The 23,869-nt window shown below is 40.7% G+C and carries 19 protein-coding genes; 14 read left to right on the top strand and 5 right to left on the bottom strand.

Going from position 1 to position 23,869, the window contains the following annotated elements; genetic code table 11:
• Positions 1-96 precede the first annotated feature (96 nt).
• Together gabT and KO525_RS00445 are read right to left on the bottom strand one after the other, a co-directional pair.
• On the bottom strand, positions 97-1,377 hold the full coding sequence (gene gabT, locus KO525_RS00440) for a 4-aminobutyrate--2-oxoglutarate transaminase (protein WP_215961821.1): 1,281 nt from the start codon (positions 1,375-1,377) through the stop codon (positions 97-99).
• Positions 1,378-1,416: 39 nt separating this feature from the next.
• Positions 1,417-2,871 (bottom strand): NAD-dependent succinate-semialdehyde dehydrogenase, encoded by a 1,455-nt coding sequence (locus KO525_RS00445; RefSeq protein ID WP_215961822.1) that lies wholly within the window; start codon positions 2,869-2,871, stop codon positions 1,417-1,419.
• A 116-nt stretch (positions 2,872-2,987) separates the two neighbouring features.
• On the opposite strand from KO525_RS00445, the gene KO525_RS00450 reads away from it, so the two are divergent.
• The 6 genes from KO525_RS00450 (at position 2,988) to KO525_RS19910 (ending at position 13,496) form a co-directional block, all read left to right on the top strand.
• Entirely contained in the window at positions 2,988-3,911 is a 924-nt protein-coding gene (locus KO525_RS00450; protein ID WP_215961823.1) for a LysR family transcriptional regulator, read from the top strand.
• A gap of 183 nt (positions 3,912-4,094) precedes the next feature.
• Positions 4,095-4,598: a YgjP-like metallopeptidase domain-containing protein gene (locus KO525_RS00455; protein ID WP_215961824.1), complete on the top strand. Its 504-nt coding sequence runs from the start codon at positions 4,095-4,097 to the stop codon at positions 4,596-4,598.
• Entirely contained in the window at positions 4,598-5,281 is a 684-nt protein-coding gene (locus tag KO525_RS00460) for a pseudouridine synthase (protein WP_215961825.1), read from the top strand. Before KO525_RS00455 ends, KO525_RS00460 begins: the two co-directional genes overlap by 1 nt.
• A 249-nt stretch (positions 5,282-5,530) precedes the next feature.
• Positions 5,531-6,271, top strand: coding sequence for a transporter substrate-binding domain-containing protein (locus tag KO525_RS00465; RefSeq protein ID WP_215961826.1), 741 nt, complete (start codon positions 5,531-5,533; stop codon positions 6,269-6,271).
• Positions 6,272-6,592: 321 nt separating this feature from the next.
• Positions 6,593-10,975, top strand: a complete 4,383-nt coding sequence (locus KO525_RS00470; RefSeq protein ID WP_215961827.1) for an FG-GAP-like repeat-containing protein — start codon at positions 6,593-6,595, stop codon at positions 10,973-10,975.
• Between the two features lie 382 nt (positions 10,976-11,357).
• Positions 11,358-13,496 (top strand): methyl-accepting chemotaxis protein, encoded by a 2,139-nt coding sequence (locus KO525_RS19910; RefSeq protein ID WP_215961828.1) that lies wholly within the window; start codon positions 11,358-11,360, stop codon positions 13,494-13,496.
• Positions 13,497-13,653: 157 nt separating this feature from the next.
• On the opposite strand, the gene KO525_RS00480 is transcribed toward KO525_RS19910, so the two are convergent.
• Complete coding sequence (locus tag KO525_RS00480) at positions 13,654-14,379, bottom strand: siderophore-interacting protein (protein ID WP_215961829.1); 726 nt, start codon at positions 14,377-14,379, stop codon at positions 13,654-13,656.
• 24 nt (positions 14,380-14,403) lie between these two features.
• A complete protein-coding gene (locus KO525_RS00485; protein ID WP_215961830.1) occupies positions 14,404-14,862 on the bottom strand; it encodes a DUF2798 domain-containing protein in 459 nt (152 codons plus the stop codon).
• Positions 14,863-14,970: 108 nt separating this feature from the next.
• Here KO525_RS00485 and KO525_RS00490 point away from each other — a divergent pair, with 108 nt between their 5' ends.
• The 5 genes from KO525_RS00490 to KO525_RS00510 all read left to right on the top strand — a co-directional run bounded on the left by KO525_RS00490 (position 14,971) and on the right by KO525_RS00510 (position 19,270).
• On the top strand, positions 14,971-15,384 hold the full coding sequence (locus KO525_RS00490; RefSeq protein ID WP_215961831.1) for a MarR family winged helix-turn-helix transcriptional regulator: 414 nt from the start codon (positions 14,971-14,973) through the stop codon (positions 15,382-15,384).
• A gap of 279 nt (positions 15,385-15,663) precedes the next feature.
• On the top strand, positions 15,664-16,761 hold the full coding sequence (locus KO525_RS00495; RefSeq protein WP_215961832.1) for a MipA/OmpV family protein: 1,098 nt from the start codon (positions 15,664-15,666) through the stop codon (positions 16,759-16,761).
• A 16-nt stretch (positions 16,762-16,777) separates the two neighbouring features.
• On the top strand, positions 16,778-17,191 hold the full coding sequence (locus tag KO525_RS00500; protein WP_215961833.1) for a DUF3019 domain-containing protein: 414 nt from the start codon (positions 16,778-16,780) through the stop codon (positions 17,189-17,191).
• 46 nt (positions 17,192-17,237) lie between these two features.
• Positions 17,238-17,975 carry a winged helix-turn-helix domain-containing protein gene (locus KO525_RS00505; protein WP_215961834.1) on the top strand — a complete coding sequence of 246 codons (738 nt, stop codon included), beginning with the start codon at positions 17,238-17,240 and terminating at the stop codon, positions 17,973-17,975.
• Positions 17,975-19,270, top strand: a complete 1,296-nt coding sequence (locus KO525_RS00510; protein WP_215961835.1) for an ATP-binding protein — start codon at positions 17,975-17,977, stop codon at positions 19,268-19,270. Before KO525_RS00505 ends, KO525_RS00510 begins: the two co-directional genes overlap by 1 nt.
• A 164-nt stretch (positions 19,271-19,434) precedes the next feature.
• Here the strand turns inward: KO525_RS00510 and KO525_RS00515 are convergent, their stop codons facing one another.
• A complete protein-coding gene (locus KO525_RS00515; RefSeq protein WP_215961836.1) occupies positions 19,435-19,701 on the bottom strand; it encodes a hypothetical protein in 267 nt (88 codons plus the stop codon).
• Between the two features lie 341 nt (positions 19,702-20,042).
• On the opposite strand from KO525_RS00515, the gene KO525_RS00520 reads away from it, so the two are divergent.
• The 3 genes from KO525_RS00520 to KO525_RS00530 all read left to right on the top strand — a co-directional run bounded on the left by KO525_RS00520 (position 20,043) and on the right by KO525_RS00530 (position 23,461).
• A complete protein-coding gene (locus KO525_RS00520) occupies positions 20,043-21,524 on the top strand; it encodes an ATP-binding protein (protein ID WP_215961837.1) in 1,482 nt (493 codons plus the stop codon).
• A gap of 134 nt (positions 21,525-21,658) precedes the next feature.
• The gene (locus tag KO525_RS00525) at positions 21,659-22,081 is read left to right on the top strand and encodes a hypothetical protein (protein WP_215961838.1); all 423 of its coding nucleotides are present in this window, start codon (positions 21,659-21,661) and stop codon (positions 22,079-22,081) included.
• Positions 22,082-22,084: 3 nt separating this feature from the next.
• Positions 22,085-23,461, top strand: coding sequence for a sigma 54-interacting transcriptional regulator (locus KO525_RS00530; protein ID WP_215961839.1), 1,377 nt, complete (start codon positions 22,085-22,087; stop codon positions 23,459-23,461).
• The last annotated feature ends 408 nt before the right edge of the window (positions 23,462-23,869 follow it).

Consider the following 23,869-nt stretch of genomic DNA (forward strand, 5'->3'; position numbering starts at 1 on the left):
CGGACACGTTAATAAAGTTTGTTATAACTGATTGTCAGTTATAACAAACTTTGTCTAAAACACACAAACATCTCACACATACCTAAACGTTAACTCTTACGATGCCAACTTAGTAAAAAGCTGCTCAAATTTGCTTAAGCCTTCTTCTAGGGTGTTATCGTCTATGGTCAATGCAGGCAAAAATCGGATCACATTGCCGTAAAAACCACAGGCCAATAGTATGAGTCCGGCATCTGCGGCACCGGCGATTATCGCCTGAGTGAGCGCTGTGTTAGGTTGCTCTGCATCGCCGTTAGCAACAAGCTCTATTGCAATCATGGCACCTTGATTTCGCACTTCTAAAATCAACTTTGGATGCGCTTGTTGTAATGCTGTTAGCCTTTGGTTAAATACCTCGCCAATTTTATTAGCGCGTTCAACTAGGTTCTCTTTGGCAATGATGTCTAATACCGCCAACGCCGCAGCACATGCCACCGGTGAACCACCATATGTACCACCTAAACCACCTGGCAATGGCGCATCCATCACGTCGCTTTTGCCAACCACAGCCGCGATTGGAAAACCACCTGCAATACCCTTTGCCATTGTCATTAAGTCGGCTTCAACCCCTGCATGTTCAAAGCTGAACATCTTGCCGGTACGGCCAAAACCGGTTTGAATTTCATCGGCAATTAACATGATCCCATGGTCGTCGCATAACTTTCTAAGGGCCTGTAAAAACTCGGCTGGAGCCGCATAAAAACCACCTTCTCCCTGCACTGGTTCAACAATAATGGCTGCTACATCAGTCGGTGCAATGTCCACCTTAAACAGGTTTTCAATGGCTTTGAGAGACTGTTGAACTGTTACGCCATGCGCCTCCATCGGATAAGGTGCATGGAAAATATCACCGGGAAATGGCCCAAATAGGTTTTTGTAGGGCGTGATTTTACCAGTCAGTGCCATGGTCATATTCGTACGCCCATGGAACCCACCATTAAACGCAATTACACCGCGGCGTTTAGTTTGTGCTCTTGCTATTTTGATGCAATTTTCAACAGCTTCTGCGCCAGTAGAAACAAATATCGCCTTTTTGTCACTGTTACCGGGCGCTAGACTTGTTAATTTTTCGGCTAGCTCAACAGCCACTTCATAAGGATTAACCATGACGCAGGTATGACTAAATTTGTCGACCTGCGCTTTTACCGCGTTAATCACTTTTGGATGACTATGGCCGGTATTACATACCGCAATACCTGTTCCAAAGTCGATGTAACGTTTGCCTTCAACATCCCATACTTCGGAGTTAAGCGCTCGCTCAACGTAAACCGGATATACATTGCCTTGACCGCGGGCGATGACCTTGCTCTTTCTATTTTGTAATTGTTGATTGTTCATTTTATTTACTCTAATTCGTATTGATTAATGACAGGTCTATTAACTCAGGCCACCCATGCACAGGTATTTAATTTCTAGATAATCATCTAGCCCATACTTTGAACCTTCACGGCCACTCCCCGATTGTTTTACGCCACCAAAAGGTGCTGCTGCGTTAGAAATAAGACCTTCGTTTATACCGACCATGCCGTATTCAAGACCTTCTGCCACCCGCCAAATTCTACCGATATCTCTGGCATAAAAATAAGAAGCAAGACCGTATTCGGTAGCGTTGGCCATATCGATGACCTCTTGTTCTGTCTCAAAAGTAATAATGGGGGTTATCGGGCCAAATATTTCATTGGCGGCCACGGGCATGTCATTGGTGACCTGAGTCAACACGGTCGGTTGATAGAAATTGTCGCCGGCGGGTGAGCGCACGCCGCCCAATAAGACTTTTGCACCTGCCTTAACTGAATCAAGCACTAACTTGTCGACATCATCTACTGCGTTTTTAGCGATCATAGGGCCAATTACAACCCCCTCTTCTACGCCATTGCCAATTTTGAATTGCGCGACAGCTGCGACAAATTTGTCGGTAAATACCTTCGCAATGTCTTTTTGAACAAAGATACGATTAGTACACACACATGTTTGACCAGCGTTGCGGTATTTTGAAACCAAAGCCCCTTGCACCGCCGCGTCGATATCGGCATCGTCAAATACAATAAATGGTGCGTTACCACCGAGTTCCATCGATACTTTTTTAACGCTCGTGGCACATTGCGCGATGAGTTGTTTGCCAACACCGGTAGACCCTGTAAACGTGAACTTAGCGACATCTGGATGTTCAGTGAGCACTTTCCCCATGCCTTTGGCATCTTCGCCGACAACAATATTAAACACTCCACCTGGGATACCGGCACGTTCTGCAAGTTCGGCCATTGCTAACGCCGATAATGGCGTTTGAGTTGCAGGACGCCCAACAAAAGTGCATCCCGCTGCAAGTGCAGCGGCGGCTTTTCTGGCAATCATCGCATTAGGGAAATTCCAAGGAGTTATAGAGGCCACAACACCAACGGGTTGCTTGATAATAACGATTCGTTTGTCACCCGACGGCGCAGGAATGGTATCGCCATAAACACGCTTGCCTTCTTCTGCGAACCATTCGATAAAAGAGGCGCCGTAGGCAATTTCGCCTTTCGCTTCGGCCAAAGGTTTGCCCTGTTCTAACGTTAAAATTCGAGCCAAATCGTCTTGATGTTCCATCATCAGGTTAAACCAATTTCTTAATAATACGGCTCGTTCTGCCGCCGACTTACTCGACCACGCTTTAAGTGCTGATTTGGCAGACTTAACCGCTAGCTCAGTTTCTATAACCCCCGCATTTGAGACGTTAATGAGCAACTCACCGGTGGCAGGGTTAACAACAGCAAACTCAGTTTCACTGCTGTGCCAGCTGCCATTAATATAAGAATACTGCTTGAGCAGTTGGTTATCGTTTAACTTATTCATTGGTCACTCCGGGTTCGATTATTTGAATCGCTTATCTAATGTTAGCTATTGAATATTATTTTTGACTCAGGTTAAATACAAAACATTAAACCTTTAGTTTGATGTTGGTAAAACTAATGCAAAATAGATCTATCCTCCCAAAACCACTTTCAGAATATGATTTGCGGCTATTGAGAATTTTTGTCGCTGTGGTTGAACACAATGGGTTTGCCGCGGCGGCAAACACCTTGGGCATCACGCGTTCGACAATAAGCATTCATATGTCTAACTTAGAAACTCGAATGAAACTAACCCTTTGTTTACGTGGCCGAGGTGGGTTTTCGTTAACAGAAGATGGCCAAGTTATATACCGAGCCGTTATGGATTTGTTTGAATCTTTTGACGGTTTTTCACTGTTAGTTAATTCGTTAAGCCAAGAGCTTAGTGGCGAACTTGTGATCTTATGTGCAGATCAGTTAGATAATGCCAAGCAAACCAAACTCGCTGAGGTTATTCAAAAAGTCCATGAGCTGTCACCCAACCTTAATCTTGTTTTAGATGGCGATTCAATATCAGACGTAGAACGTGCATTACTCAAAGACAAAGCTCACATCGGTCTTATGCCGCGTTATCAACAAATTGAAGGATTAAATTACAAAGAAGTGTTTAGCGAAAAAATCTACTTATGTTGCAGCCATCAACATCCATTTTTTAATAAAACTGACAACGAAATTACCGAACAAGACTTAGCCAGCGCAGATGCGGTTCATCCTGGCATTGATATAGACCTTGAAGGTCGTACGCAACTTAAAAAGCTAAACTTGTCAGCTAAGGCATATCAATTTGATACGCGCAAGGCGATGATCATGTCCGGTTGTTATATCGGTTATTTGCCTCAAAGTTTTATCCAACACGACCTTAACTTAGGGTTAATGCGGATAATTAAACCAAGTCAGTGCTTTTACCCTTTTAGCCTATTTATGGTCTCCAAGAAGAATCCAAGAGATAACCGTAAAGTGGAACTAATCACCAACATATTTAATCAAGTGTTTGATCCCTAATGGGTCCTCCTACCGCATATTAGAATGCCTATATTCATTACGGTTAAAAGGCGTCATCGCAAGTAGTTATTGTGCATTACGAGAAACTAAAATCTGAGCTTCTAAGCTTTCATTTTTAATTAGCAGTAAGTCTCAGAACACGGTACGATCGGGTTTTCTGTTGTTATTAGTAATCAAAACATTATGTCATCACTTCCCTATTTAAATGGTTATTCGCCAAACTTGATTGATCAGATCGAGCGGCTAATTGATAACAACAAACTTGCGCAATATTTGTTTTCTCGTTACCCACAAAATCATGAGTTTAAAAACGATAAACAACTACGTGACTATGTCATGGCGATTAAGAATCAATTTCTCAAAAAATCGGCTCCCATTAATAAAATTCAATACGACAACAAATTACACGTGGTAAAAAATGCACTTGGCACCCACACTTACGTGTCTCGGATCCATGGCAGTAAATTAAAAAGTAAAAACGAAATTAGGATCAGCTCCATATTTAAACTGGCCCCAGAGCCCTTTTTAAATATGATCACGGTACATGAATTAGCCCACGTAAAAGAGCTTGAACACAACAAAGCTTTTTATAAACTTTGCACCCATATGCTACCCAATTACCACCAACTAGAGTTTGATACGCGGGTTTATCTTACCTACCTTGAAACACAAAAAGGCGAAAATTAATGCAACCCCAAGCCGACCCGTTTATTGTTCCTAAGTGCCTAGAAGAGATTGCTGTGGTGTTTGAAGATGAACACTTAATCGTGATAAACAAACCCACAAAGCTACTGAGCTTGTCGGGAAAACACCCTTTGAACATAGACTCAGTTCACCATCGGATTTGTAAAGATTTCCCAACCGCGACACTTATTCACCGACTCGACTTTGGTACATCAGGTTTGATGTTGTTGGCCTTAAATAAAGACATCAACAAATTGTTATGTAAGCAATTTAGTGAACGTACTGTGATTAAACACTATGAAGCCGTGCTCGATGGCCAGGTAAGTCAACTCGAAGGGGAAATTGCTATTCCAATCACAAAAGACGTCGAAGGTTTTCCGTTACAAAAAGTATGTTATGACACCGGAAAAATAGCTAAAAGCCAATTTGAAGTGATTACTTTTAATGCCGCAAATAATACCACTACAGTTCGATTCAAACCGAGTACAGGTCGCACTCACCAACTTCGATTGCACGCCCTTAGTTTTGGTCATCCTATTATCGGTTGTGACTTATATGATAAAGAACAGTCCTTTTTTAAAGCCGACCGACTCATGTTGCATGCAAGTTTTTTGCAATTTTTGCACCCAAAAAGCGGTGACCCAATGACGTTTGAGTCTGACAGTGGTTTTGTATTTAATGATTAAAAAGTGTTTCCACAACGACACCTTCCCCTCACAAACTCGGCGTTGAAACATTCTGGTGCATAACTACTTTCCATAATTCATTTTAAGGAAAACCAATTGAATTTGTCATCCCCCCCCTTAGTTTGTTAATGTCAAAATATGTCGTTGAAAGGACGTAGGTACCAAAGTGGAGTTCAAATATTTTTTCTTATGTTCTTCGAACTACGTGACTGAACTTAATCGCAAAACTAAAAAAAGGAAAGTCGCTTAGTGTTACGTCTACTATCCTCATGCCTACTACTAATATTATGCTTTGACGCCGCGGCAAAACTACAAAAATACAACTCACTATACACCTACTACTCTAAGCCCCCTTTTATTGTCGATGTTCAAAAAAAAGCGGGATTGTTTTACGATTTTGCTCGGTATTTATCGGAGAAAAATCCAGGTGCTATATTTAATGTTATTTACATACCGCGAAAAAGACTTGAACAGCAATTAAAAAATGGACAACTCGATGGGCCAATACTTGGTGTTAACCCGCTTTGGTTTAATGACAAGCATGAAACCAAATACCTTTGGACTGCGCCTATTTATAACGATATTGACGACTTTGTTTCATTAAAAACATCGCCATTTGAGTTTAAGGATATAACTTCGCTGTACAAAAAAAGCTTCGCCGGCGTGTCGGGCCTTTATTATGTTGATTTAAATGAATTAGTTGCACGTGATAAATTGGACCGAGTAGACACTATTGGTGATCAACAAGTATTAACAATTGTCGAAAAAGGTTGGGTAGATTTAGGTGTGATTAGTCGTTCAACATACAACTATTTACTTAAACACAAAAAAATTGATAACAATTTTCACCTATCTACCATTCCCCATGAAAGCTTTGAACGTAGGGTACTCATCCCTCAAGATCAAAAAGTATGGCATGAGTTTTTGCAACCAATTCTACTGCGCTTACCCCACGATCCAAAATGGCAAAAAATACTAAGCCAATACTAAATACAGAATTTCAATTTGAACATGGACGTAAACCTGTTTGTAATCCATTTCCTATAAAAAAACAACGACAATTTACATCCAACGAAAAACGTTTTAACGAAAATCAAACCAATTATTTTATGCGGCTATTAACCATATAAAAACGATTTCGTTGACTCAAATCCAATAAATCCCAAGCAGTTATTACCACTCTAAACCGCATTCTATTTTATGGCTTATTTCTACTGACTATTATTTGACTTGCCATTGTTAACAATTTACAGTTCACAAAACAAACAATAAATCAGTTACGTAAATAATTGAAACAATAAGCAGGTAAATATGAAAACATTAATGGGGCAACAGCCTTTTAATAAATATTTGTGGCGAATACTAATTCTCACGGTAGCCGCAAATATCGCGGCGTGTTCAGCTAAAGATGACGATGACGTTAAAACTGAGCAACCCATTAAGTACGAAACTGGCGTTTTCATCGACTCACCCGTCGCCAACATTGATTATCAAACAGAAAATACCAACGGAAAAACAAACTCCTCTGGTGAGTTTCAATACCTGCCTGGAGATAAAATTACATTTTATATTGATAATATCTCGCTTCCACAAGTGCCCGCTTCTAGCGTAATTACCCCAGTAGATATTGCTAGAGCCGCGAGCGATGACCTAGATACGCAATCCAGCATCGCGGTCAATATTGCGCGCTTATTGCAAACTTTAGATAACGATGGCAATCCTGACAACGGTATTGAAATCGAGCAAGACCTAGTCGCAGACTCTGCAATTGATTTTTCACTACAACAAGTGGCATTTGAAACTGCGTTTATTTCTGTGCTACCTGAAAAAAACCTCGTCTCGGCAGAGACCGCAATTACTCATATAGAGAAAGTACTTACAGATAGCGGCATGGATACTTCGGTTATCACAAATTTTTCACTAATTGATAATAATGGTGAAACTGGCGGTGGTGAAACTGGCGGCGGCGAAACTGGCGGTGGCGAAACTGGCGGTGGTGAAACTGGCGGCGGTGAATCTGGCGGCGGTGAAACTGGCGGAGATGTAAGTTTAACTTCTCTGCCTAAAGTTATTACGAATACAAACGGCTTCTCACAGCAAGTTGAGCTTAATGGATCGCTGCAAAAGCTGGTCACTTTAGAGCTGGATATTGCTCAAAACTATGCAAGCTTAAGCTTATTTTCGGACGACTCATTACTGATAGACAACATCGACATCCCGGCAGCAGGTTCACATACCTTGCAAGTTCTTGTCGAGCTTTCAAAAACGGGTCCACAAGAATTTAAATTTGTTGGCCGAACTTCAGACATCACCATTAATGCAGTGACAGTCACTGACATTTCACAACAAATGGCGAGCTTCACAGATATCTCTGAACAGATTGGTTTACAGACCGAAGATACATTTAAATATGGCGGACCTTCCGTAGGTGATGTAAATAATGACGGGCATTATGACTTTGTAACCGCCAATCACAATTACATCCCCCCACAACTCGTCACTAATAATGGTGATAATACGGTTACGATAAAACGCCTATTTCCAGGAGCTCAAGATTTTCATGGTAACGCATTGGGTGATTATGATAACGATGGTGATCTGGACATAATGGTCGCGTTAGGTGGGGCAAATGGCACAAGCCCAACGTCATATGCTTTGTTGCAAAACAACAATGGTGTATTTGAAAACGTTGCAGTAGAAGTTGGCATCAATACGCCAGCACGCGGACGAGCGCCTCGATGGGTCGATTTTGACTTAGACGGTGATCTTGACGTGATGCTTGCTAATGCAAAAACACCAAACAACGACGGTCCAATCCAGCTATTTTACCGCAACATGGGTGATGGTACGTTTACCCAAGCACGGGTACCTGGTGTTGAAAGTCAAAATTCTGAACGTGTGTTGATCACAGATGTAAATGGTGACCAAATAGATGACCTAGTGATGTATTCGCCATTATCTATTTGGCAAGGCAACGGTAATTTCACGTTTACCAATGTGACCAATACAATTCTACCGGAGGAACTTCGCAATGTTTGGGGCATTAATGCAATAACCGATGTTGATGTGGATAACGATGGAAACTTAGATCTTTATTTAGCCTTTGGTAAAACACATTATCAGTTATCCAGAAAGTCTATCGACTTCAACCCAACCAACGGCGAGCTGAATATTCATGATGATGGTGAAAAAGGCACAACGTTAATCGACTTTACCGCACAAGGTGCGGTCACACTTTCCGATCTTGGTTTAACCTACCGTCAATGGAATGGTGATTATCCGATCTTTTTAGGCCAAGATAAAACACGTCATGTTGTCAAAGCTGAAGGCTTCCAACCTAATCAGCTGCCCGCCGAAATGCTAAATGCCGACGAAACGCTAACAATTAACCAAGACGACGCGACTGGTTGGGCCGAAGAGCGATCAGTAAATGGTCTTTATATTGGTCATACAGGGGACGGCAACTGGAAAGCAGAATGGGTACGTGATCAAGATATTTATTGGAATGTATCATTCACCCTAACCAATTTAAGTGACGTCAGCTATGACTGGACACCAAACAATCGTAACGGCCAAGACTACTTACTGCTAAATCAAGGCGGCAAGTTTGTCGATGCTAGCGCAGATTGGAATATACCAAAAGGTGGTGATCACTGGGGCGTTACGCACGGTGATTTCAACAATGATGGTTGGAATGACCTATTTGTTTACCGCTATGGATTTTTGCAGGAACGTATTTCAGATCTCCTGCTATTGAACACAGGTGACAATAGTTTTGTCACGACCCATATGCACGGTGCGTTTGATATTACCGACAATGGACATGGCGACATGGGTCAAGCATTTGACTTCGATAAAGATGGTTCTGTCGATATGTTAAGTGGTAGCGAAGAAGGTGGTCATTGGTATTTGTGGCAAAACAAATCAATTAACGACAATAACTATTTACTTGTTGATGTCGGTTACAGTCCACTAAAAAATGTCGATTCTATGTCTGCGGAAATTATTGTGACTTTGGATTCAGATATTACCTATAAAAAACGTGTTGGATCAGCTGGCGAAGTATTTTCAGCGGGTGTTATTGATACCGTGCATTTTGGTCTAGGTAAAGCTTCTAACGTCAGTTCAGTCCAGGTGAAATGGCGTAATGGCGAAACCGTATTCATAAACAATGTGACGGCAAATTCAATCATCTCGACTGACGATGCTGCAAATCCAATCCCAGTGGCGATAAACTTAGGCAGTACTGAAATTAAGTTACGTCAGGGTACAGATATTTCTCTGGAGCCGGTTTTCACGCCATTAAATGCTAAGCCAGATTTAGTTTGGTCGTCTAGCGATGCCGCAATAGCAACCGTCGATGCGCAGGGCATTGTAAGCGGGCTTACAGTTGGTGATGTAACCATTACAGCAACATCGAACCTAGACACTACGGTTTTTGCTGCAGTAACGGTAAAAGTCGGTGAGTTTGAGGTTATTAAAGTTTCAGACGTCAAAATTTCGGGTGATGAACAAGCATTTTATGTTGCTCAACAAACCCAGTTAACTGTCGCCACTGCGCCTAGCGACGCGGATAACTCAGCTGTCACATGGAGCAGCAGTAATGAAACCGTAGCGACTATCGATGCAGCTGGCCTTGTTTCAAACCTTTCTGTTGGCAGCACTAAAATCACAGCGACAGCAGATGACAGTAAAGATGCCACTTTAGTTTCTGATTCTGTGGATATAACCATTGAAACGTTTTTAGCGCAATCCATCGAATTTGACGATGACAGCAAATACACCACAGAACTTCCTGTAGATATTCTCTTAGATGTTACGGTAAATTATCACGCTGGGTCAGGACAAACCGTTAGTGACGCCGGTATAACATTTTACGTAAGAGAGCTTAATTCAGCTTGGGTTCCTGTTAATGACCTCATACTGACTGATCTAACCTCTGTAGGAACGGAGTCGGGAACAGCCACCAACTCGTTTGATTTGATTGACCTTAAGATCACCTCTGAACTAGACGCTGGAAACTTCTATTTCCTGTTCGTTAAATTTTCTAACGACAAAGGCGAAAGTGTAAACAAGGGAATATCACCGTTAAACATTGTTGCCGCTAGTGGCACAAACACTGGTGGCAGTGGTGGCAGTAGCAGCAGTGGTAACGGTAATAGCAGCACTGCAGGCGATGTTTGCACCGACTCTGATAACCTATTGAGTTGCGGTAATTTTAATGGTGAAGAAGCCGATACAAGTGAATGGTATAGCTATGCTAGGGATAACTACACTACTGACCTTTCTAATGAAATTTCAGTTAGCACCGAACAAGCAAATGGGGGCAACAGTAGCATCAAATTTGCATTTAATGACGCAGGTACAGAGCAACATATCATTTTAAAAGGCGTGAAATTTGAGGTACCTAGCGCTGGAGAGTATCAATTTAGTGCCGACGTTTTAGGGACTAACTTATCAACCGGAAGTGACTACATTATTGAAATTTCAATTCGACTTGAAAGCACACCAGAAGCAGCTGAGACATACAAACTCTGGCATAAAAAGTCAGCTGATGTTTGGCATACGTTATCTACAACACAAACATTACCAGTAGGCGAATATATTGTTGGATTCAAAGTATTCAGCCCGGGATTTGCAAATACATTAACGCTTGATTACTACTTTGATAATTTAACGATTAAAAAGTTATAGCAATAATTTACCCCATATAAGTCAGATTTTGCGCCGTGGATTTACCTAAAAATAGAGCCTTGTCACTGAATCTGACTTTTACATTTTAAATATAATCAAACTCCACTTTTGTCGTTATTTAACTTCACTTTTCATGTAGACCACTCTACAAATTCCATACAAACATAGCACCAACAAAGTGCAAAAGCCCCACAAGAGGGCAATTGCGTTTGAAATAATTAATTACAAAAACGCATAAGAGGGGGTTAATCTTACATTTCACCTACAATCTTAATAAAATATTCTAATTTCCCCTTAAAACAAACAAAATCCATTAACCTGCAACTGTGGTTAACATCTTGCTTTGTCTTACTCACAAAATATATTACAGCGGAGTAATAGTGTGCGTAGCTCTTCAATGGCCTTGAGCCCTTCTGAACAATCTTGGCTCCCATGGTTTGGTGAAAATGGCAAACTTTCACTTGGGTTGTCTTGTTATCTAAATAATCAGCATTATGGATTTATTGAAAAAACTTTCGAAGGAATAGCAACAACACGTCTAGAATTACTGCGCGATTGGACTGAAAACCAATGGCATAGCCTACAAAACATTGCTGATGAAATTCGTAACTTAACCACTAAAGAGGTATCTGACGCATTAAATGCAAAATTAAAACAATCCTCTGACATGTCAGAATTGTTTGTCATAGACCAACAAGGTACGGTACTTTCATCCTCTTATACTAACCAAATAGGGGTAAGAGTCGCAGAGGGAAGAGTACTCAAAGAAGCTTTTTCTGAACCTTTTCTGCATGGGCCATACGTTGACCAAACAACCTTGAAACTAGGAAACACATCATCTAAGTTCCATGATGCCGTTACTTTAATGTTTTACCTGCCTTTAACCTTAAATAACAACCAAAAAATATGCCTTTGCGGCCGTGTCCCAAACGATGTTCTAGGTGATTTAATTCAGCGTGAAGCTGGGCACATTTATCAAGATTCCGGCGATAACTACTTGTTTATGGTGAACTCTAAGTTCGATTCATCGATAAAAACAGGGACCGCATTGTCTCGTTCTCGCTTTGAAGATCGCACCTTCTCGCTTGGTGACAACCTAAAAGATGGCGTTAAAACAGAATGGGGCGTTGTAAGAGTTCAACACCATACTGAGCTCGAGTTGAGGTTTACCGACCCAGCTACTGGTCAACTTCATCCGGGTGTTAGGGAGACCATTAAAAATGGTCAAAACTTATTTGTCACTTATCCTGGATATTCTGACTACCGCCATATCCCCGTTATTGGTAAAGGACTCACCTTCTCGTTACCCGGTTCAAGAGATACATGGGGCATGATGTGTGAAGGTGATTTGGAAGAGGTTTATCGCCGCCGATCACTAAGCCTAAATCTATTAAAGCTACAGGTTAGTTCTAATATAGTGGTCGCGGCATCTGCACCTATTTGCCACGAACTACTGGGGATGAGTTGGCTAATGTCGGGACTGGCAACACTAGGATTGATTGTTATCAGTGGCAAAATATTTAGTAATTTAGGGACCTCAAAAGTCGCTAAACGACTGCAAAAAATGACCGACGTAATAAGAGGGATCGCGGAAGGCGGCGGTAACTTAAAGCAACGTTTGAAAGTTTCAGTATTACCTAATGATGAAACCGGCCAACTTGGCCGTTGGGTAAATAGTTTTATCGACAGCTTAGACAGCACGGTAGGTAAGGTTATCCAAGTCTCAGATGAAGTTAAAGAAGCCAAAACAGTATTAATACAAAAACAAGATGAATTTAGCCTTAATGCCAATCAAGTGTTGCAAGAGATGCAACAACTCTTAGATCAACTTGAAATGCAATTGGGCAATATTCAAAATGCCACACAGGAAGTAGTGCAAATTCGCTCAGGACTTGAGTCTGCGGCGGAGCAAAGTGTAAATCAATTTAAAACAGTGCAGACCCAAACTGATGAAATAAGAGGGTCTATAGAGCAATCTACGTCTACAATTCAGGATTTAAACAACCATGCAAATAATGTTGGGTCCGTTGTTGGCATGATCAGCCAAGTCGCCGATCAAACAAACTTACTGGCATTAAATGCGGCTATAGAGGCTGCCCGAGCTGGCGAACAGGGCCGTGGTTTTGCGGTTGTTGCAGATGAAGTTAGAAACTTAGCCAGAAGAACCGGCGAAGCGACTGCTGAAATAAGTATATTGGTAACCAACATTCAGGAAAATGCCAAACACGCCGTTACGGTAATGGAAGATGGTGTCGCTGGTATTGAGCAAGGGCTGTTGTCAACTGAAGAAACACTAACCGATGACCAAGGGTTAGGCAGCACAGTGGCTCACATGTTATCGACATTATCTGACATAAACCAAAAAGGCACCGAACAGCTTGAAAGTGCAAAACAGGTGGCCGATATTACATCGTCTTTGCAAGCTTCATTGTCGGAAGTAAAAGTGAGTACAAGCTCAGTTGACGTCAGTGCTGTACGACTTGAACGTCTGATGTCACGATTCCAAGTGTCAGAAAACTAACCACAAAGCATGTTAACAACTTAAAAGAAAAAGCTTAGTAAGCAGCAGTAATTGATCTACTTTACTGTTGCTTACTGATACTTTAACACATTGATGTAAATACTAAAAAAGCTTCACCTTCATTGTTTTTACAGCAAGGTGTTTCAACCTCTCCCTGCTAGCGTTTCTGATTCCAGTAAGCACTCGCATATAACTTTGATTTATCGTATTGGCAATGTGAATTCAAATGCCCTTTTAATTGCTTAACAACACTGGCTTCCGCTGCAATAAAAATTGCCGTTTCTCGCAGGTTCTTACCACATAATTTAAGCCCAGTTAAAAACTCGTCAGTTAACTTATTGGCGGTTACTAACCAGTGGATATCTATCCTCGGGGGTGCTGAAAACTGTTGAATATCGGCTTGCTCTGGCACCTGAATATAAGCGTGTCCTGTTGCATTTTTAGGTAACATTTCTAAAGTCGCCGCGATTGCTGGCAAAGCGGTTATGTCGCCAAAAAATAAATGTTGCTGTGCAGCTAAATCGGCATGTTTAATATCTCCGGGACCAGCGATGCCAAGAAAATCACCCACTTTGGCGTTAAGGGCCCAATTGCTTGCTAACCCTTGATGATCATTTACTGCAAAGTCGATAGTTAATGACCGGCTTACCTTGTCAAACGATCTAATAGTGTAAGAGCGCATCCACTTTTTAAAACCGATATACATGCCAAGCCTAGGTTTATTTGTACCTGAATTGGGATCTGGAAAAATGGCTTTAACATGAGCGCTTTCTTTCCCTTCAGGAAAGTCAGCGAGCGCATCCCCGGTTAACACAATTCGTTTCATATGTGGTGATAATTGACTTACTGACAAAACTTCAGTCATTCGCATTTTTGGGCCCATAATTATTTCCTCCGATACTTTAGGTTATGCTGTTGCTTCGTTTGCCAACATTTTTTCAATACGAGGTTTAATGACTAATGTCATTAAACAAGAGAATGTCAGTCCAACTGGTAATGCATAAACCAAACTGTTAAAAAACATTCCAACAAACTGAGTGAGCGAAGCGTAATTGTGACCACTGATTATGGTCACAACAGCCATGATGGATTCCATTATCAACGCCATAAAAGCACCTTGTAATAGGTTTTTCTGAACAACTGACCAAGTTGGTAAATATAGGTTTATTAATTTACTTAGGACCGTAAATATTGTCGCGCCAATAGGCAACATTACCAGTAAAGCAAAAATGAAAGAGCTAACCCAAGTACTTAGAAAGGGTTGAGATGGTTGAAGGTTGGCCAAAGTCATAATAGCCGTTATAGTGCCGACCAATATCGACATAACAGAAAGCATAATAAGTATTTTTTTAAATTTGGGTTGCATAACAACACTCCACAAAATATAGTTGACAAGGTCTACTATATTTTAATTGGTTGACCTTATCAACTACTTTTTTTTAATAAATACTATTTGTATTGCTTTGGGGGATCTATGGAATTAAGTGAAGCTATTTTTAATTTAGTACATTCGGTGCGTAATAATATCAAACATGAGTTAAACCAATTGGACTCTGGTTTATCACCTATGCATTTTAAATCACTAAAAGTGATTTCTATGATTGATGATTGTACTGGCCAAAAATTGGCTGACTTTATGGGCCGTGATAAAGCACAAATCAACCGCTTAGTTAAAGAGTTAGTCAATCAAGAATTAATCACAAAAGAAGAGAATAAAAATGACAAACGAAGTCAATTTTTAGTCTTATCTACCAAGGCATTAGAACTTATGAGAATGTTCAAAAATTCTGAAAAACACGTATTTAATAAAATGATTGTCGGTATACCACCAGAGCAAATTGAGCATTTTATCGAGTTAACGAAAAAACTTAAAAACAATCTAGATTAAGGCGCATAACGGACAAAATTCATTTGTTATTACCGCCTTAGACAGTTCTAATTTTCAAAATAGGAGTACCTATTTGAACGATGTTGCAAACATTCTTAACAGCCACTCCGTTATCTTTTGTTCTGTTACTCCTCAAAAAATCTGTACTATTTACAATTAGAAACACCCCACCGCAAGCAAATACAATTCGATACAATTTTTACATAAACCGATACGCCTTTTTGCTATGCTGTGCATTAAGATCCTTGTCATCTAGTCAAAACAAGTTGTATGTAAATTATGGAAAACACTAATAAATCGGCTCCAAACTCAATGTTAAATACGGTTGTTCTAACTTCATTTTTAGCGTTCTCAGCGGGCAGTTTTGCCGAAGACGAAAGCAATAAAGACAAAGAAATTAAGACGGAGTTAACTGAAGTCGAAAACAATAAAGACAAAGAAATTGAGGCGGAGTTAACTGAAGTCGAAAAAGCTAGCCAAGAGCGATTACACGACAAAAAAGGCCGAGGCCGCTATAAAAAGGTAACGATAAGTGAAGATAAAAGTTACTACACAATAGATGGCAAAGAAGAACTTGGTCCAAATCCAGTCGATGGCGAAACATTTTTTGTAAAATACAGTCGTGAAAAGTACGAATATTGGGGAGAACATGACGATGATGGGATCAATTACCGGATCAGAAACTTCAATGACCGCGACGGTTTCTATTTAGCTTACAGTGCAGTCAGCAGTTCTGGTGATGACTTTTACCAGTCGGGTGACCAAAGTAATGCCTCATTTGATACTCACTTTAGTTACAGAATTCAATTTTTAAGTCTGTTTGTTGAGTCTCCAGGATTGAACTCGCGTCGTCTGCATGGTTTATATGCCAGTAATGCCTGGGGGATTAATTTCTACAATAATGACAATTGGTCATTTGATATCTACAAGCAAACAAATACCAAAAAAGTTGAAGGTTTAGCGGAGATCCAAAACCGAAACGAAGGTAAGCGAGCAGGTATCAGAGCCACCGGATATTTCGACAATAGCCAACTGCAATTCATCTACAGCCCTTATAGTTCATCGGGCCCTAAAGAAGATGGTATTGAAGCATCTTTGTCCTACACACATTACTGGCAAGTTAAAAACTGGAATATTTACGGTAGCATCGGTGCTCAATATCAATCGGAAGAAGTAGCCGATTTTTATTACCCAGACGCTAGCACAGACCAAAGTAGGGTTAATACATCCGCAGAGCTAGGTTTAGAATACGCACTGAATGAACATTGGGTTTTGGGTGGATTTGCATCATATAACGAATTGCCAAGTCAGCGATCGGATATTCAAGATGCGACAACAGGTTCTCGTGCAGGACTACTTCTCACCTTTGTTTTTTAAGGTGAGAAGCGAAATCATGCAATTCACATTTAATCATGCTGTAAACAGGTTAATATTAGGAAAGCTCAGTTTATTACTGACCATATTCACTATGTCACCTGCGAATGCGGCAAACGAAACGTTAACCATTACGCCAGATCAATGCGTTGCATTAACACAGGGTCAACGGTGTTATGTCGACGCGACCTTAACGTGGACGTCTCCAACAGTTGGCAACTATTGTTTATATTCTTCCCAGCAAGTCAAACCTTTGACCTGCTGGCAACTGAAAAATAGTGGCCAATTTAGTCGAGAATTTGCCGATGACAAAAATATTATATTTACTCTAAAAATTGAGAACGAAGCGGCAGAAATCGCAACGCAGCAACTCAAAATAACATGGGTACATCAAAAACGCGGACAACCACGAATGTGGTGGCGAATATTCTAACTATAAGAGTCAACCATGACAATAAGCCAAAAACGAGAGATGTTGCATGACAGATAATTTCAAGCCCCACATACTGTTAGTCGAAGATGACAAAGCGCTTGCGGAGTGGATATGTGATTATTTGCGATTGCGACATTTTGATGTAACACATACAACTCGGGGAGATGATGCAGTTGAGCTAATTAACGATATCAACCCAGATGTTGTTTTGCTCGACGGCATGTTACCTGGACTCGATGGTTTGGATGTCTGCAAACAAGTACGTCCACATTTTAGTAACGGGATCATAATGATCACCGCCAGAGACGAAGAAGTTGACGAAGTACTTGGTCTGGAAATGGGCGCCGATGATTTTTTAGTAAAACCGATCCGAGCAAGGGCATTACTCACACGCATTAACCTAATATTGAAGCGTCAAGAACAACTCAAAAATCTAAACCTAAACCAAGAAACTCAACATGATAACCAAGCCCCTTCTGAACTGTCATTTGGTTCATTGACTGTTAATCAAGCAACGCAAGTCGTAAGCCTAGGCGGGCAAATTCTAAAAGTGTCTTCAAAAGAATTCGAATTGCTGTGGGTTTTAGCAAAACATGCTGGGGAAGTGATCAGCAGAGAGCGATTAGTCACCGAGTTGCGAGGTTTTGATTACGACGGGTTTGACCGTTCCATCGATATACGTATTTCCAAATTGCGGAAAAAGTTACTTGATGACGCCAGTAATCCATTTCGGATAAAAACCGTTTGGGGTAAAGGTTACTTATTTGTTAAGGACGCTTGGTAATGCGGATATTAATTGTCTCATTAATCACGTCGGTTTTTGTTGCTACGGTGAGCCTAGGTTGGTTATTCGACTACTTATATAATCAATATGTACAAGACGATACAAAAACACCAGTGAGCAGTATTACCGCCATTGAACAATTTGGTTCTGATCTGCAATCCATGCTAATAAACGGTCAGCATTCGCAACAAGCATTAGTGTCATTAATTTCACAATGGCCAGACACAGGTAACTATAAGCTGTCACTCATGCCAATTCACAGTTTGTCTTTACCTAAAAAGCTCAGGCAACAACTTATTGCGGGTGAACCTCTCACCCTTGCAAGTGAAGACGACATCGCCATTTATTATTACCTAACCAACAATCAGCAATTATTAGTGCTCACTAGCCCTTTGATGAACCAACAAACGCCAACGTCGTTAAATCGTTATGTTTTTACTGGCTTATTTTATTTATGTTTATTGCTACTCATGTTGCTTTGGCTTTACCCACTGATTAACCGCCTTTTGGCATTAAGGCAGATGGCAAAAGCATTTGGCCAAGGGAAGTTAGAACAGCGTGTAAACGTAGGCTCGATTTCATACATTCGAGATTTAGAAATCGAGTTTAACCACATGGCCCAGCGCATAAGCGACCTAGTTGGTGATGTGAAATTATTAAGCAGTGCCGTATCACATGACTTACGAACCCCTTTAGCCACCATACGTTTTGGCATGGATACGCTGCAGGAAGAAGACGATCCTGAACTTCGTAAAAAGTTTGAGCAGCGGATCAGTGACAACGTTGATGAAATGATTGAATTGGTCGAGATTTTACTTAATTATGCCCGTCTCGATCAAAGCTTAGTTACTGTTGATAAAGCAACAATAAAGCTAACACCCGTCTTAGAACAGATCATAAACAATCAACATAACCCACAAATTCAATTTTTCTTAAAACATCCGCACAACAACGATATAACGGTTTATGCCGACAACAAATACTTGTCTATGTTGCTTAAAAACCTTATTAAGAATGCCACACAACATTGCCAAAAAAAGGTAACGATAACCATCGAAGATAGTGCAGAACAAGTGTTAATTGTTGTCAGTGATGACGGTGCAGGAATTGAGGAATCCCAACGCGAACAGATCATCAAACCTTTTGTTAGAGGCAAAGCCGAACACAAAGGTTATGGCATCGGCTTGGCAATAGTCCAACGTATTTTACATTGGCATAACGGCACTTTAACAATTGGTAATGATGACGAACTCGGCGGTGCCAAGTTCAGTGTTACTTTGCCAAAGCAAGGTTAATCCTTCCTAAAAACACGTGTGTTATCCAGTTTTATAAGCTTATTTGGATTTGCCCAAAAGCACACATACAAAAAAGCCAGCTTTAGACTTTTTGTCAGCTGGCTTTCTCAAATATGGATCAATCACAATTAACCCGTTTGGCGATGTATCATCGCTTAAGCGTATTAAAGAGCGGCTAATTCTTCCGCACTTAATTGACCGTCTTTGTTTGCATCAAGAGAATCAAAGTTAGAGATAAGTTCGCTGATGTTACTAGCTGATGCTTCCGATTTACTTAATTGACCATCACCGTCAGTATCATATTGACTAATTAAATCACCTTGGTCTTTTTCTACTGCAGACTCAAGGTCACTTGCGGTTGCCGTCGCAGCAGCAAAAGCAGTGAATACAGCAAAAATTTCTACTAAAGTTACTTTATTTAATTTCAACATTGTAAATTCCTTATTATTAAAAGTTTATGCAGTAGTAAATCTACTTACGATTGGTATATTGCACCAGACGTGCCAACGTGTAAGTTATTGTTTTTAATAAATTATTTCCCAACCACTCCGCTTTACCTGTCGCCAAATAGCAACAGTAATAATTATTAAAAATAGATTTTTTACTCTAAACTGCGATAATCAAAAAACATTATTAATAAAACCAATAACTTAAGTTAACACTAAGACTGAAATTTGACTGTCGCCATTCGAAGACACGATTGTTTATGACGTTAAAACAAGGTTAAATCGTTATGGGAATTAATAGGTAATAAAGCGAGATGAACAGATAAATGCATAAATGGTTGCAGCGCATATCCAACATTAACATTTCAATTAAAACGCTCACTTTACTTGGTTTTAGCTTAGTTGCTTTACCTTTAGTGTTTGCGTTCTTATATAGTGCCAAACAAGTGAATAACTTGTCTCAGCAAGGCACCTCAGCAATTTTTAATGTGGCCGAATTAGTTGAACGAAATCGAAAGGTCAGCCATGTGCAATCTAGGCTAGAGCGATTTGCTGGGCAATATGCAGTATTAAAAGACGACGATTTACTAGACAGCTTTAAACAACAATGCCAATTACTAGAGTCCACACTGAGTTCTAGTTTCAATAGTTATAAAGACAAGGCGCTTATTAAAGTGATCCAATCCTATTTGTGGCAACTAAAAAAAATTAGAGACCTCCTCGCCAAACCACACGCTTTACTTCAACTTGAGGATGTTCAGGTTGAGTTCCGTACTTTGGCCAAGTTAAATCAGCAACTCGCTTTGCGATCTAATCAGTTAGTAAATAACCAAGCCCACAAAATGATGCGTTCGGCAGCTCGCATAGAACAAACGATGTTTTTGAGTTTGTATACGATCCCAATCACTTTAATCATCGCCGTCATTTTTATTACTCTTATCATTCAGCCTTTAAAAAGGTTGCAGTCGCAGATAAAAAGATTAGAACAGGGTAATTTTAAACAACCAATTACCCTGCGGGGCTCAACGGAGATGGTTGAAATTGCTGAAGCTTTAGAATTAATGCGATGTCGGTTGCATGAATTGGAGTTACAAAAGTCGAGTTTTATTCGCCATATTTCACACGAACTTAAAACACCGCTGGCGGCGATCCGAGAAGGTACAGAGCTCATTTACGACAATAGCGTGGGTGAGCTTAATCAAGCCCAACAAGAGATCACCGATATCATTCGACTCAGCGTGTCACGCCTACAGATGTTAATTGAAGACTTGTTGGATTTTAACATTGTACTAGATTCCACCAGTTTACAGGACACCCAGTTTGTCGATATTAACAAGCTCGTTGAAGAGTGCCTTGAATTGAGGCGACTGGACATTAATCGCAAAAAACTGACTGTTCAAACCCAAATAAATAGCGTCGCTTTGCAATGTAACAGCAAACAACTAAATGTGGTGGTCGATAACCTGCTATCCAACGCAATTAAGTTTTCGCCTTCTAACGGAGTGATTAAAATCAAAGCCTCGAACGAAGAAGATAGACTTGTCTTCAGTATGACAGACCAAGGCCCTGGGATCCCGACGACTGCATTTGATGACGTATTCACCGCTTTCTACCAAGGCCCGACAAAACATAATAGCCCAATAAAAAGTAGCGGTTTAGGTTTAACGATAGTGAAAGAGTTACTAATGAGATTAAATGGCAATATCACTATTAATAGCGATACTGCATCCCCAAGTTTCACCCAATTTGTTATTCAATTGCCATTAACTAGGCAGGTCAGTCAGCGGCAAATGGAAAGTAGGAAATAATGAATAAATCTAAAACATGGCTATCGCATCTCGCAATGTTGTTTGTAGTGAGTCAATTCATTGTGGGTTGTCATTTACTTAGCGACTTTAAAAGCGAACGCCCACACACGACAAAAACAATTAAAAACGACAACTTGGTAGATTATTACCTTTGGCTAAATAAATTAACAAATGAGCAAATTACCTCAGAGTACCAGCAGAATTTAAGGCTAGGTAAGGAGCAACAGCAGGCAAAATTAAAGTTAATGTTAATTCAAAGCTTACCTAAAAAAGATTTTTATAATCCAAAACAGGCTTTGGCAGATTACAAAAAACGAACTGTATCGTTAACCGAGCAAGAGCAGTTACTTTTAGATTTGCTGGCTCGTCAATTACAAACACAAATTTCGCTTGATCAAGCATTAGCTGTAGCACAAAAAAAACAGATGAAGGTAAATAAACAGCTTAAAAAACAAAAGGCTGCAATAGACTCTCTTAAAACTGAAAACCTATTATTGCAAAGTCAGATTGCACAATTGAAGCAAATCGAAAATTCCATCAACATTAACGGGCAATAAACCATGAGTGATACAACCGATACGAGTCCACAAGACCGAGTTTTAATTGTCGATGATGATCCCAGTTTATTACGATTATTAACCATACGGTTAACTGCTGCGAACTACCTTGTGAAGTCGGCGGCATCTGCTAAAGAAGCCCTAGGTGCATTAAACGGCTTTAATCCTCAGCTTGTAATTAGCGATTTGCGTATGGAAGGCATGGATGGAATGGCATTGTTCGAACGGATTCGTCTACAATCACCCAACTTGCCAGTCATCATTATGACTGCCCACGGCACAATTCCAGATGCAATTAACGCCACTAAACAAGGTGTGTTTAGTTTTCTAACTAAGCCCTTTGAAAGCCAAGAATTGCTCGATACTGTAAAACAAGCATTGCGACTACGACCTGCCCTTGCCATTGACTCCCCTGGCGACGAAAGTCATCAATGGCGACAAAACATTATATCGCGCAGTGCCACCATGGAAACCTTATTGCAACAAACGTATCAAGTGGCCCAAAGTGATTTTAGTATTTTAATACAAGGTCAAAGTGGTACAGGTAAAGAGTTGTTAGCTCAAGCGATTCACCATGCCAGCGAACGCCGAGACCGACCTTTTACTGCGATCAATTGCGCGGCAGTACCAGAAAACTTATTAGAGTCTGAGTTATTTGGTCACAGAAAAGGCGCATTTACGGGAGCCGACAAACACCACACAGGATTGTTTGAGTCCAGTAATGGTGGGACCTTATTTTTAGATGAAATCGGCGATATGCCTCTAAATTTTCAGGTCAAACTGTTGCGGGCCATTCAAGAAAAAGAAATCCGACCCGTTGGCAGTACCGAAACAATCAAAGTGGATGTCAGGCTCATTTCCGCAACCCACAAAAATTTGCAACAAGGTATAAAGGAGCAACAATTTCGAGAAGACTTGTACTACCGTCTCAATGTTGTCGAACTCACTCTTCCGCCTCTATGCGAACGTCGTGAGGATATCCCATTATTAGCGAATTTCTTTTTGAACCGTATATCAGACAAAGCAAATATAACCGTCAATGGCTTTAGCCAAGAAGCATTGGAGTTATTAATTTGTGCCCCATGGCCGGGCAACATACGTCAGTTGCAAAATGTGATAGAGCAATGTGTTGCGTTATCGACAGAATCGGTGATCAGTGAAACACTAGTGCGAAATGCATTGCGCGAAGCCCCTAATGGACATCCATCATTTCAAGAAGCCCGTGAGCAATTTGAACGTGACTATCTCACTTCAGTATTAAAAGCGACGTCGGGAAATGTGTCACAAGCGGCTAAACTTTCAAAACGTAATCGCACTGAATTTTACAAACTGCTCAACAAACACCACTTAGATCCAGAAGCGTTTCGTGACGAGCCATAGCAGAACCAGTGAGGTCAGAGGAATGTCATAATTCGCCCTAAATTGGCTCAAAATTTCAGAACAAAAAACGTCATTCCAAAAGAGCATTAGCGATATTTGGAACCTCCAACCAAGTGCAGAGGAAGTTCATAATTCGCATTGCAGGCTGCGCCTTTCTTTGCCCTGCGGGCGGCTATTTCGACTGCGTCGACCATACTGACGTGGTACTTGTGCCTTGCAGGCGGCTTTTCGCCTAAAGGCGAGTCACTTTTCTCAACAGCTAGAAAAGTAACCAAAAGAGCCGCTTTCGGCCAAATCCCTAATCCTTATTTGATATTTATATTATCGTCGAAGACGGGATGAAAGTATGTCCATATACAACCATCCCTTGCAACGGCGTCCCTGCCGTTCACTTCGAGATATAAATCT

The sequence above is a fragment of the Psychrosphaera sp. B3R10 genome (genome assembly GCF_018861025.1).
Classification (GTDB): domain Bacteria; phylum Pseudomonadota; class Gammaproteobacteria; order Enterobacterales; family Alteromonadaceae; genus Psychrosphaera; species Psychrosphaera algicola.